General features: G+C 38.1%; 13 protein-coding genes. 2 read left to right on the top strand and 11 right to left on the bottom strand.

Translation table 11 applies throughout. The annotated features are described in order from the left end of the window. Positions 1-19: 19 nt before the first annotated feature. The 4 genes from OK18_RS03385 to folK all read right to left on the bottom strand — a co-directional run bounded on the left by OK18_RS03385 (position 20) and on the right by folK (position 4,798). Positions 20-1,456 (bottom strand): OmpA family protein, encoded by a 1,437-nt coding sequence (locus OK18_RS03385; protein ID WP_050019843.1) that lies wholly within the window; start codon positions 1,454-1,456, stop codon positions 20-22. A 207-nt stretch (positions 1,457-1,663) separates the two neighbouring features. Beyond that, positions 1,664-3,187, bottom strand: a complete 1,524-nt coding sequence (locus OK18_RS03380) for an OmpA family protein (RefSeq protein WP_053327083.1) — start codon at positions 3,185-3,187, stop codon at positions 1,664-1,666. 58 nt (positions 3,188-3,245) lie between these two features. Further along, entirely contained in the window at positions 3,246-4,364 is a 1,119-nt protein-coding gene (locus OK18_RS03375; RefSeq protein WP_050019845.1) for a hypothetical protein, read from the bottom strand. A 17-nt stretch (positions 4,365-4,381) separates the two neighbouring features. Next, positions 4,382-4,798 carry a 2-amino-4-hydroxy-6-hydroxymethyldihydropteridine diphosphokinase gene (gene folK / locus OK18_RS03370; RefSeq protein WP_053327082.1) on the bottom strand — a complete coding sequence of 139 codons (417 nt, stop codon included), beginning with the start codon at positions 4,796-4,798 and terminating at the stop codon, positions 4,382-4,384. 20 nt (positions 4,799-4,818) lie between these two features. Here folK and sppA point away from each other — a divergent pair, with 20 nt between their 5' ends. Then, positions 4,819-6,573 (top strand): signal peptide peptidase SppA, encoded by a 1,755-nt coding sequence (gene sppA, locus OK18_RS03365; protein WP_053327081.1) that lies wholly within the window; start codon positions 4,819-4,821, stop codon positions 6,571-6,573. Positions 6,574-6,640: 67 nt separating this feature from the next. Here the strand turns inward: sppA and OK18_RS03360 are convergent, their stop codons facing one another. The 6 genes from OK18_RS03360 to rpmB form a co-directional block, all read right to left on the bottom strand. Further along, on the bottom strand, positions 6,641-6,901 hold the full coding sequence (locus OK18_RS03360; protein ID WP_050019846.1) for a GlsB/YeaQ/YmgE family stress response membrane protein: 261 nt from the start codon (positions 6,899-6,901) through the stop codon (positions 6,641-6,643). Positions 6,902-6,972: 71 nt separating this feature from the next. Continuing rightward, positions 6,973-7,926, bottom strand: coding sequence for a signal recognition particle-docking protein FtsY (gene ftsY, locus OK18_RS03355; RefSeq protein ID WP_053327080.1), 954 nt, complete (start codon positions 7,924-7,926; stop codon positions 6,973-6,975). A 29-nt stretch (positions 7,927-7,955) separates the two neighbouring features. Then, positions 7,956-8,384 carry a RidA family protein gene (locus OK18_RS03350; protein ID WP_053327079.1) on the bottom strand — a complete coding sequence of 143 codons (429 nt, stop codon included), beginning with the start codon at positions 8,382-8,384 and terminating at the stop codon, positions 7,956-7,958. 89 nt (positions 8,385-8,473) lie between these two features. After that, positions 8,474-8,626, bottom strand: a complete 153-nt coding sequence (locus tag OK18_RS20830; protein ID WP_002976755.1) for a DUF4295 domain-containing protein — start codon at positions 8,624-8,626, stop codon at positions 8,474-8,476. Between the two features lie 19 nt (positions 8,627-8,645). Then, the gene (gene rpmG, locus OK18_RS03345; RefSeq protein WP_053327078.1) at positions 8,646-8,828 is read right to left on the bottom strand and encodes a 50S ribosomal protein L33; all 183 of its coding nucleotides are present in this window, start codon (positions 8,826-8,828) and stop codon (positions 8,646-8,648) included. Between the two features lie 7 nt (positions 8,829-8,835). Continuing rightward, positions 8,836-9,075, bottom strand: coding sequence for a 50S ribosomal protein L28 (gene rpmB / locus OK18_RS03340; protein WP_007841810.1), 240 nt, complete (start codon positions 9,073-9,075; stop codon positions 8,836-8,838). A 241-nt stretch (positions 9,076-9,316) separates the two neighbouring features. Between rpmB and OK18_RS03335 the strand changes: the two genes are divergently transcribed. Continuing rightward, complete coding sequence (locus OK18_RS03335; protein ID WP_053327077.1) at positions 9,317-11,029, top strand: T9SS type A sorting domain-containing protein; 1,713 nt, start codon at positions 9,317-9,319, stop codon at positions 11,027-11,029. Between the two features lie 115 nt (positions 11,030-11,144). Here OK18_RS03335 and lnt read toward each other — a convergent pair whose 3' ends face one another. Next, positions 11,145-12,779, bottom strand: coding sequence for an apolipoprotein N-acyltransferase (lnt, locus tag OK18_RS03330; protein ID WP_053327076.1), 1,635 nt, complete (start codon positions 12,777-12,779; stop codon positions 11,145-11,147). Positions 12,780-12,782 lie beyond the last annotated feature (3 nt).

The raw sequence follows: 12,782 nt of genomic DNA, 5'->3' as shown, positions 1-12,782 counted from the left end.
TAATAGTTTAATAAGTTTATTATTTAGCTTCGAAATAAACTCTTCTGTTGGCTCTGTTTTTCCATTCAGGACATTTAGTAGCCGGTTCACATTCAGGATATTTAAGGTCTTTTTCACCTTTACCTATAGCTTTCAGTTTATCAGATTGAACTCCGTTCTTAATTAAATAATTTTTAACGTTATTCGCTCTTCTTTCAGAAAGTTTTTGGTTGTAAGCGTCAGTACCTCTTGTATCTGTAGCTCCGATTACGTTATAAGCTCCGCTTGAAGAATTAATATAGTTCACAGCATTGTTCAGAATAGGAGTATTGGATGGTAAAATTCTGTCAGAATTTAAATCAAACTCGATTCCTTCCAATTTCGTTTCTGTTTCTACTACAGGTCCTGTGGTAGTGGTAGGGCATCCGTTGTTTTCAACAGGTCCCGGAACTGTTACACACTTATCATAAAGGTCGATAACACCATCAAGGTCAGTATCAAGGGCAACTCCGGCTCCATCTACTCTTGCTCCTGCAGGAGTATCAAGCTGTCTGTCCCAATCGTCGCATACTCCATCATTATCAGCATCTCCTTTTTTACATACTTCGATATCCTGGTTTTTGTTGGCCAGAACGTCAAGTTTGTAATAGATTTCCTGAAGCGGATCATGCCACATTAAGTGAGATTCGTGTTTTCCTAATTTTAGTGAAAGACCTAAAGTTGCATTGAAGAAATTGTCGGAAACTTGCTCTGAACGCTTGTTGATTGCACTGTATGCATCTCCTCCGCCATCGAATTCATCATCACCGGTTACCACATACATCAATCTACCTTCGATGTCAATTCTTCTGTTAACTTTGAATTTCAACCCGGCACCTGCCTGCATAAACATAGATCCCAACTTGAAAGGCTTGACTTCCGTCATTAATCTTTGTCCTTTGATGTCTTTCTGATAAGCTCTGTAAGCAAGCGTACCAACACCTGCATATCCATGAAGTGCCCATCTGTAAGGAGAGTGGTTATCAACTCTTCTTAAAAGATTAGAGAAATTAACATCTCCCAAAATAGAGATTGCATCATACTGGGTTCTTGCTCCTACTGCCGTGGCATCAGGTGCAGTATCCTTAGTATTGAACCATCCTTGTCTGGTTTCTCCTCTGTCATATTGCAGCTTCAGGCCAAAAGCATGGGTGATGGCTTTATCAATACTTACATAGGCAGAATAGCCAAAAAGGTTTTTACCGTTCCCGTTTTTAATAGAGGTTAAATCAGATGATTGAAGAAGAGGAACTCCTGCTCCTACTGAAATAGACCAGTCATTAAATCTTTTTGATTGATTAGTAAAAGGGGAAACATTGGCAGATCCGGAAGAAAATGTGTTCGGATATTCTCCCTTTGAAACTGCCGTTGAGTCTTGTGCATAGCTGGCAGTAGGTAAAGCTAGAGCTAATGCAACAATTGCTAAACTTAATTTCATAGTGTTATTTTTTTAAGTTAAGTTATTTTAAATGATTTTTTTTCTTAATAATTATATTTGTATGAATTTTTTTCAGTTGGCAATACTAATCCTCCAATACTTTTGGAACATATTCCCTCTAAAATGATATAAAGGTATGTAAAATATTCCGTAATTGAAAAAAAAAAACCGAAAAGAACTATTCTTTTCGGTTTATATTATAAGAAATTATTTTTTCTTTTTCTTAGCGGAAGCTTTTTTTGCCGGCTTTTTAACCGGAGCATCTTCATAGTCTTTTTTCTTAATAGAATTCCATTCAGAGCTCTCCACAAATCTTACTGTAACTTTTCTGTCTGCTAATCTTTCTGCGTCTGAAGCAGTGGCAGGAACCGTAGCTTCTGCTGATCCTACACCTCTTGATTTTAAAACATCCTGACTAACTCCTCTGCTTTCTAAAGCAGCTACCACGGCAGCAGCTCTCTCTTTAGATAATCTAAGGTTGTAAGCAGCACTTCCTTTAATATCAGTATGCCCAGTCAGTAAGTAATTACCTCCATTTTCCTTGATTATGGAAGCTGCCAGATCTAATTTACTATTAGATTCAGGTCTGATGGTCGCTTTATTAAAATTAAAGTAGATATCCTTAAGGGTTTTTTCTACTTCTACAGCAGTCTGGTTATTGTCTTTTTTTACCGGACATCCGTTGTTTTCAACAGGTCCCGGAACTGTTACACACTTATCATAAAGGTCAATAACACCATCAAGGTCAGTATCAAGGGCAACTCCGGCTCCATCTACTCTTGCTCCTGCAGGAGTATCAAGTTGTCTGTCCCAATCGTCGCATACTCCATCATTATCAGCATCTCCTTTTTTACAAACTTCTATATCCTGGTTTTTGTTGGCCAGAACGTCAAGTTTGTAATAGATTTCCTGAAGCGGATCATGCCACATTAAGTGAGAATCATGTTTTCCTAATTTGAAGGAAAGACCTAAAGTTGCATTGAAGAAATTGTCAGAAACTTGCTCTGAACGCTTGTTGATTGCACTGTATGCATCTCCTCCGCCATCAAATTCATCATCACCGGTTACCACATACATCAATCTACCTTCAAGATCAATTCTTTTGTTAACTTTGAACTTCAACCCGGCACCTGCCTGCATAAACATAGATCCTAACTTGAAAGGCTTGACTTCCGTCATTAATCTTTGTCCTTTGATGTCTTTCTGATAAGCTCTGTAAGCAAGCGTACCAACACCTGCATATCCATGAAGTGCCCATCTGTAAGGAGAGTGGTTATCAACTCTTCTTAAAAGATTAGAGAAGTTAATGTCTCCCAAAATGGAGATTGCATCATACTGGGTTCTTGCTCCTACTGCCGTGGCATCAGGTGCAGTATCCTTGGTATTGAACCATCCTTGTCTGGTTTCTCCTCTGTCATATTGCAGCTTCAGGCCAAAAGCATGGGTGATGGCTTTATCAATACTTACATAGGCAGAATAGCCAAAAAGGTTTTTACCGTTCCCGTTTTTAATAGAGGTTAAATCAGATGATTGAAGAAGAGGAACCCCTGCTCCTACTGAAATAGACCAGTCATTAAATCTTTTTGATTGGTTGGTAAATGGGGAAACGTTAGCAGATCCGGAAGAAAATGTGTTAGGATATTCTCCACCCGAAGCTGCCATAGTGTCTTGTGCATAGCCGGCAGTGGGAACCGCCAATGCTAATGCAGCAATTGCTAAACTTAATTTCATCGTGTATTTATTATATGATTTTTCTTGCTGAAAAGTTTTTCAACTTTTTATTATGTTATTATTTAACCGGACATCCGTTATTTTCCACAGGCCCTGGAACGGTTACACACTTATCGTATAAGTCGATAACTCCGTCAAGATCCATATCCAATGCTACTCCGGCACCATCTACTCTTGCTCCTGCAGGAGTATCAAGCTGTCTGTCCCAATCATCACATACCCCGTCATTATCAGCATCTCCTTTTTCACACACTACAAAATCCGTAGATGCATTTTCCAATACATTGGTTTTGTAATAAGCTTCCTGCAGAGGGTCATGCCATGCCAGGTGAGATAAATGTTTCCCTAGTTTGAAAGATACCCCTAAAGTAACTGTCCATGCATTATCAGATCTTTTGTCATTGATCATATTATATTTTGATCCTGGAGTAGAAGGGTCGTAGTTATTAGCATCACCCCATCCGCCACCGTCGAAAGAGTCGTCTCCACTGATGAAGTACATGGTTCTTGCTTCTACGTCAATAAGTTTTGAAACATTATATTTCAAGCCTAAACCTCCCTGGTAGTAAACAGAGTTGATATCAAGATCTTGTTTGATAAATAACGGAACTCTTTTAGGGTTAGTGCTCCATCTGTTTTCATCATTGTCATGTAATGATGTTCTGTACCCCATAAGGCCAATTCCCATATAACCATGGAAAGACCATCTGTAAGGAGAATGATTATCCACTCTTCTCAATAAGTTAGAAAAGTTGATGTCTCCTAATAAGGAAATGGCATCAAATTGAGTAGTAGCGGTAGCTATTCCTGCCAATTGCCCTGCGGCACCTGGTAGTTGTCCTGTTTGTTTCGTTTCTCCTCTTGTATACATAAGGCTTAAACCGAATGTATGTGAAATTTGCTTATCCACACTGATGTAGGCATTATACCCCCATTTGGTATTATCCTTACGAAGTGATGTAAGGTCAGCATGAGCCATAAATGCCGGACCGCCTCCAACTGATATAGACCAGTCTCTGAAGCGTCTGGATTTATTGTCGAAAGGTTGTACATTAGCGGAGCCTGAAGAAAAAGTATTAGGATACTCAGTGGAAGAGTTTACTGCGGTACTGCTGTTTTGAGCCTGTGCGTAAACCGCGATTGGCAGTGTTGCCAATAATAATAAACCTAATTTCATACTATATGTTTTATGTTTTAAATAAAATCCTTTAATAATATTCTGGAAAACTCCCTTTCAAAAAGATGCTTTTTATGAGGGATTTCTAATCTTTCTGATTTAAAATTTAATTCATTATATTTAATGATATCAATATCTATTATTCTGTCGCAATAGCCACCAGATACTTTTGAATCATTAACTCTTCCCATTTCAGCTTCAATATTCTTTATACAATCAAGCAGTTGAATTGGTGAAAGATGCGTGAATATTATTGCTGCAATATTACAAAAAATATTGGAACTGACAAATTCTACAGGATCAGATATTAAAAATTCGCTGATTTGTGAAATTTCATTTCCTGCCGCACTTATTTTGTCTAATGCAAGCTCTAAATTTTTTTTTTGATCCCCAAGGTTACTTCCTAGTAACAAAACTACCTTTTGCTGCGACATATTGGAAAATTGATTGATTTATGAGAAGTTTCTTTAAAAATGTTTTGGCAAATATAGTAGCAATAATCATACTTTGCGCTGTATTTTTCATCTTTTTCATTATGATGCTTGTGTTCAGTGCTATGGGCAATGATAAATCGGTGGTGGTGAAAAAGAATTCTGTCCTTACGATTAATCTTAAAACAAATATTATAGATAGTCCTACTGAAGAGGAAGTAGGGTTATTTGGTCTTAATGCACAGAACAAAAGTGTTCTTCTTTATGATGCGTTGGAAGCTATTAATAAAGCAAAAACGGATGATCATATTAAGGGGATCAGTATTGAAGCGGATGATTTAAATGCAGGGCTTACACAAATTGATGATCTCAGGAATGCCATAGAAGATTTTAAAAAGAGTGGCAAATTTGTATATGCTTATGGGAACGGGGTTTCTCAATCATCTTATTATCTGGGATCCGTAGCGGATCAATATTATCTTAATCCTGCGGGAGGTATTGAACTAAAAGGTCTTTCTACAGAAGTTACATTTTTTAAAGACTTTGCAGATAAATATGGAATCGGTATTGAAGTGATCCGTCACGGTAAATTTAAATCAGCGGTGGAACCTTTTTTAAGGAATGATATTTCTCCTGAAAATAAGGAACAGCTAAGTACTCTTCTGAACGATCTCTGGAAAAGCACTTCTAATAAAATAGCTGCTTCAAGAAAAATTGATACTGCACAGTTCAGAACAGTAGTGGATAGCTTATATGGAATGATTCCTGAGCTTGGATTGAAATATAAGCTTGCGGATAAGCTTATTCAAAAGACAGAATATGACAACCTGATCAAGTCTAAATTAAGTCTGAAAGAAAAAGAAAAATTAAATAAAATTTCACTGGCCAATTATATCAGCTCTTATGCCGATGATGAGAAGTCGGGGGAGAAAGTGGCGGTTTTATATGCTTCGGGGTCTATCAACAATGGGGATGGCTATAATGATATCTATTCTGAACAATATATAAAATACATTAAAAAGCTTCAGGATGATGATAAAGTAAAGGCCGTCGTCTTCAGAATCAATTCCCCGGGAGGAAGTGCCAATGCTTCAGATGAAATTTTATTTGAACTTCAGCAATTAAAAAAGAAAAAGCCGTTGGTGGTTTCCTTCGGAGACTATGCTGCTTCGGGGGGATATTATGTAGCCATGGCCGCTGATAAAATTTATTCAGAGCCTAATACACTTACAGGGTCTATCGGAGTTTTTGGAGTAATTCCTTACTTTAAAGATATTGCCAATAAAAACGGGATCCGTTCAGATATTGTAGCAACCAACGCTAACTCTATGTACTATTCCGGGCTAAACGGGGTGACACCTTATGGCGTGAATATGATCACAAGAGGAGTAGAAGGAACATATAAAAGGTTTGTACATTTTGTAACGCAAAACAGAAAGCAGACTTTTGAGCAGATTGATAATGTAGGAGGCGGAAGAGTATGGAGTGGTACCCGTGCAAAGCAGATCGGTCTGGTAGATGAACTGGGTACTCTGAATGATGCCATAAAGTTTGCCGCACAGAAGGCAGGCCTGAAATCTTATAATGTAGATTCATTCCCTAAAAAAATGTCTCCTTTTGAGCAGATATTCAAAGACCTGAATGAGGATGATGTTTCTGCGAGAATCATTAAAAATAAAATAGGGAAGGCCAACTATGAGATCCTGGAGCAGATTACAGACAAGAAGCTTCAGTCTGAAATCAAGATGTCCATGCCTTACCAGATTAAAATCGACTAACTAAATTATATTGTACACAAAAATCCCGGATCTGAATTTCAGATCCGGGATTTTATTTTTTTAATATTTAGCTTTTCTTCGTGGCCATTCCGTAAATCCAGAGGATAATTAAAGCTCCTCCGATAGAGAGAATCCAGCTTCTTGGATTCCAGAATGAGGTGACATCTCCCCAATGTAAAATGTAGACTCCTATAGCTCCTCCTATAAACGCTCCCAGAATTCCCAGGATGATAGTGATAAGCCATCCGCCTCCCTGAGTTCCGGGCATGATCATTTTAGCGATTGCACCTGCAATAAGACCGAATAAGATCCATGTTAATATTCCCATAGTTGCAAATTTTTTAATTGTTAATATTTAAATTGATTTGTTTACTAATATAAGGGAAAACATGATATAAATCATCTTTTCTTGAAGAATGAGTCTACAAATTCCGTACCATTAAAAAGTTGCAGATCCTGCATTTTCTCGCCTACACCGATATATTTTACCGGAATCTGGAACTGGTCAGAGATTCCAATCACGACTCCGCCTTTAGCTGTTCCATCCAGTTTTGTTACAGCCAGGGCATTCACTTCAGTAGCCGCAGTAAATTGCTTGGCCTGTTCAAATGCATTCTGTCCTGTAGAACCATCCAGCACTAATAAAATCTCATGAGGGGCATCAGGAATCACCTTTTGCATAACTCTTTTGATTTTAGAAAGCTCGTTCATGAGGTTGATTTTATTGTGAAGTCTTCCTGCTGTATCAATAATAACAACATCTGCATTTTGAGCTACAGCACTTTGCACCGTATCAAAAGCAACCGAAGCAGGATCGGAACCCATTCCTTGTTTTACGATAGGTACATCCACTCTTTCGCTCCAGATGGTAAGCTGGTCTACGGCTGCAGCCCTGAACGTATCAGCAGCACCTAAAACGACTTTTTTACCTTCAGATTTGAATTGGTGTGCCAGTTTCCCGATAGTAGTGGTTTTCCCAACCCCGTTTACTCCTACTACCATGATTACATATGGCTTTTTAGAAGTATCGATATTGCCGGTTCCTGCATGAGGATTTTCAAGTAACAGTCCGGAGATCTCCTCACGAAGAATTTTATCCAGCTCGCTCACTCCCACGTATTTGTCGCGGGCAACACGCTCCTCAATTCTTTCTATGATTTTGATCGTAGTAGAGGCCCCCACGTCGGAAGCAATAAGTACTTCTTCAAGGTCATCCAGCACTTCGTCATCTACTTTGCTTTTACCGACTACGGCTTTTGTCATTTTTTCAAAGAATCCCTGGCTGGATTTTTCCAATCCTTTGTCCAGTGTTTCTTTTTCTTCTTTTTTGAAAATATTTTTAAACCAACTCATAGTTTTAGTTTATTCTTATTTATTTTTAATCACTGCTGTGGCTTCCAAAGAGAACTTACTTCTACAAGACTGCTTACAGGAGGGTGTTGAATATTTACATATAAATCCCTTACCTTTCTGAAGCCTGCAGTCTGGGAAATATCTTTAATAAAAATTCCCAGCTTTACAATATCTTTTCCGGTTCCTCCATATTCTTTCAGAATGTTCTCTATATTTCTGAAGATCTGATGAGACTGCTCTTCTACAGTATTTCCTACCAGATTACCTTCTGCATTTAAAGGCACCTGGCCGGATAATAAAATCATCCTGGAGTTTCCGCAGTCGATACTTACGGACTGTGATAATCCCTGGATATTGAAAACTTCTGATGAATTTTTATATTCTATAGGGTTCATTGTTTTCTGACCGAATGAAAATAGAAAAATTACTGTGCACAACAGAGCAAGAATATTTTTCATATTTTACTGATTAATAATCTGGTGAGCAAAGATAACAAAAAAACTACCCAAAAGTTGAGTAGTTTTTTATATTGTAAATAAAGTGGAGATTATTTTTTCAAATAACCATCAACTTCGTCTGCATTCATTACTTTTTCTTCGAAAACGTAAGCTCCTGATTTAGAAGACTTCACCATTTTCACCACTTTAGTCATCTTTTTAGACTGACCGCTTTGTAGGGTTGCTACTACTTTCTTTGCCATGGTAAATTATATTTATAAATTACTTGATTTCTTTATGAACAGTATATTTCTTAAGAACAGGATTGTACTTTTTAAGCTCTAATCTCTCTGTAGTGTTCTTTTTATTTTTTGTAGAAATGTATCTGGACATTCCTGGCATACCGCTTTCTTTGTGTTCTGTACATTCAAGGATTACTTGAACTCTGTTTCCTTTTTTTGCCATGATTCAATTACTTTTTAATCAATCCGTTTCTTACAGCTCTTTCCAGAGCCTCTTCGATTCCAATCTTGTTAATCACTCTCAATCCATGAGCTGATACTTTCAGTGTTACGTGCTTATCTTGCTCCGGAAGGTAAAACTTCTTCTCCAATAAGTTAATTTCAAAACGACGCTTCGTTTTGTTATTAGCGTGAGAAACGTTGTTACCAACCATTGCACGCTTTCCTGTTATTTGGCAAATTCTTGACATATCTCGATGTTCTTATTTGTATAATATTTGAGAGTGCAAAATAACGAAGAATTTTTTAGATAGACAAATCTTTTGGAATTTTTTTATAAATAAGTAACTGATTGATACTATTGATTTTTAAAATAACCCAATTGCCGGAATAAAGCGTCCCAGCAGGACTGATATATTTCATGCAGGCTTTTTCCGGAGAAAATAACTTTAAATTATATCTTTGTTTTTAATTAATCTAAATAAAAATAATATGAAAAGAATTTATATTTTTTTATCCATGCTTCCCGTTGGATTATCTGCGCAAAGCTTTACTGAAATACAGACCGGCATGAACAACTTCTATTATTCTGCAGCAGATGTTGCAGATATAGATAATAACGGGACATTGGATATTGTATTTAACGGGGCAATAGATTCTGATGGAGACGGAAATGTAGACACCAGCTATAACGAGGTGTATCAGAATAACGGCTCATCATGGTCCGGATATGCGGATCTCGGAAGCTATGGCACCCATCTGGGAGACATCAGGTTTATTGATTATAATAATGACGGACTTCCGGATATTATTTCTACCGGCCTCAGCTATATGGACATTGTTAATTACAAGCATTACAGATTTAAAAATACAGGAACCGGTTTTGTAAAAGAAGAAACGCTTCCGGGAAAGGTGTATGGTTCTATGGAAGTTTTTGATTTTAATCACGATGGGAAACCTGACTATGCCATTAACGGAGCTCAATATATCAACGGAGCAGGCTTTAAAAATACATTGGATCTGTACCAAAATACCGGGCAGGATTTTGATCAGATCGGTAATTGGATGGAAGGCACCCAGAATGGAAGCTTTAAAGTGGTAGACCTGAATAATGATCACCTGCTGGATCTTGTGATTATAGGAGCGGATGTGAACGGAGGACCTGTTTCTAAAGTTTACATCAACCAGGCGGGAGTATTGACTCATACACAGGACCTGAAGCCTCTGGCAAGTGGAAAGATAGATGTTGCAGATTTCAATGCCGATGGATTCCAGGATCTTGTTATAGTAGGAAAAGACGAAAATGACGATGGGTATTTTGCTGTTCTGATGAATGACGGGACGGGAACATTCTCAACACAAGTGTTTGATGGGCATGATATGTCTGATGTTTCGATAAGTACAGGAGATTTGAATAATGACGGATATTATGATTTTATCATTTCCGGAAATAAAAATTATAATGCCTTTGTAAAGACCTATATATATGATAGGGTAGGCCAGGAATTTACGGAAAGTTCGGTAACAGGAGTGTATGCACTGGGTGGCCCGGGACTTGTGCAATTATTTGATTTTAATAATGATCATCATCTTGATGTATTGCTGGGTGGATTCGACTGGGCAGATCCCGGGATGCCATCCCTCACCAGATTGTTTCAGAATACTTCGGCAGAAGTTAACTTAAAACCTATGCCTCCTGCTCAGCTGAATCTCACCAGAAACGGAAATCGATTTAATTTTACATGGAGTGGGGCTTCTGATGATAAAACTCCGGTTAATGCATTACGATACGAAATCAGGGTAGGTTCAGCACCGGGAGCAAAAGATATTGCCCAATATGTGGTAACAACCCCGTCATGGTTTCTTGATTTGGATCCGTCTGTCCAGAATATATACTGGAGTGTAAGATCAATTGATGCTTCAAAAGTATATTCTGATGAATCTATACAGGGAACTCTCGGGACGAAAGATATGAAACCTGTTGAAAGCCTGCTGGCAATATATCCCAACCCTGCCTCTGAAAAAGTGTATATTAAAGGTGAAAAGGTGCTGGAGGCTGAAATGTATTCAATGGATGGCAGGAAGCTGGATATTATATGGAATGCAGACCAATCTATTGATGTTTCTCACCTGGCTAAAGGAATATATTTACTAAAACTGAAGATAAAAAACGAAATAACCACTAAAAAACTTACGATTAAATAGTTGAATTACTCTATCTTCTATCAATGAGAAAAGCCAGACGTCCAGCTGGCTTTTCTCTTTTTTTCAGGTGATTTATTTTTGTTCGATGAGACGTATCAATTTCTTGCCAATCAAACTAAATTTTCTTTGTCCTGTTCCTGAATTTTTCAATGAGGAAATAAAACAGTAAAAACCCTAAGGCAAATATGGAAAACCTTGAAAGAAGGTCCCCTGCTCTTGTATAAAAGGTCATTGTATCATATAAATTTATTTTTGCAAATAGAGCAGTCTGATCACCATAAAAAGTATCTGCTTCTATTTCCCCTTTGGCATTGATATGCGCTGAGATACCACTATTGGCAGCACGGGCAATTTCTCTCCGTGTTTCAATCGCTCTTAATTTGGCATAGGATAAAAGCTGTTTATGGCCTTCGGTAACGCCCCACCAGGAGTCATTGGTCATGATTCCTAAGAAATTGGCGCCTTTTTTAACATAATCAGTGACAAATTCTCCATAAATGCTTTCGTAGCAAATAATAGGGGCCAATTTCCCTTTGTTGTAAGGATTGGAGAAGGCCATTCTTTCTTTGTCTATCCCTAAAGAGGCGACTGTTCCTCCAAGATTGAGCATAGCATCCCCCAAAACAGGCTTCAGAACGCTCATATAAGGAAATATTTCAACACCCGGAACCAGTTTGCCCTTGTGATATACCTGAACTTTTTGATCAGGAGCAAGTTGAACTGCCGTGTTGTAGCTACTCACCCAAACGCCATTGTTGACCTGGTAGGCTTCTTTAGGTAAGCTGGTCTGATCAAAATATAAACGGTGCGATGAAATTCCGGTAGCAAACACCGAACCCGGGTGTTTTGATAGAAAGTCTTTGAGATTATTTAACAACAAACTCTTTTCAAAACCCGTTTCAGAAATAGAGCCCCGTCCCGGAAGAGCTGTTTCAGGGGCAATATAGTAATCTATTTTGGTGGTTGAATTTTTTTCTGCCAGCGAAAGAAGATCCTGCTCTATCGTTAAGCTGTCCTTGGAATATTTCTCAGCATAAGGATCAAGATCAGGTTGTAGCAATAGAACATTTACCTGTCCGGAAGGCTTTTCATTAAAGTTGTTATACTTAACGATGGAAATGGTCATAGGAACAGCGATCAAAGTTGCTATAACAGATGAATTTTTAATGAGTTCTTTTCTCTTTCTTCCTGCCTCCCATGTTCTTAAAGTATAAAAAATAAAAACGTTAGTCAGTAGAATCCAGAAACTACCCCCGGTGGCTCCTAAGGTATCATACCATTGAATCAGTTTCGGATAATCGGAGAATACGTTTCCTAAGTTCAGCCATGGCCAGGTAAGCTCCCAGCTCATGTGAAATTTTTCAAAACTCATCCAGATGGCGATAAGAAATCCTAATCCCCAATAGGTTCCCTGTGCGTTTTTATACCAATGATAACATTGAAACATCAATGCATATAACAGCGAATTGACCAGGACGGGAAATAAAACGGCCATTAAAGAATGACTTCCGTCAGGATTCTTTGAGCCATACAGCCATCCTGTGGTGACTACATTCCAGATTACAAAACAGAGATAGGAAAGGCCGAAAACAGCCCAGCTTTTTCTTTTGTAACCTGAGAATTTTGAAATCCCATGTTCCATCATGAGCAGAGGAACAAGAGCGAAAAATATAAAAAACGGAACTCCGTAAGTAGGCCATGAAACCGACAGCAGCATTGCTGAAATAAGTGTAAGCAGAACGTATTTCATTAA

Source organism: Chryseobacterium gallinarum, assembly GCF_001021975.1.
Lineage (GTDB): Bacteria > Bacteroidota > Bacteroidia > Flavobacteriales > Weeksellaceae > Chryseobacterium > Chryseobacterium gallinarum.
Note: the sequence above shows the minus strand (reverse complement) of the source record. Positions and strands in the feature narration are given on the sequence as shown.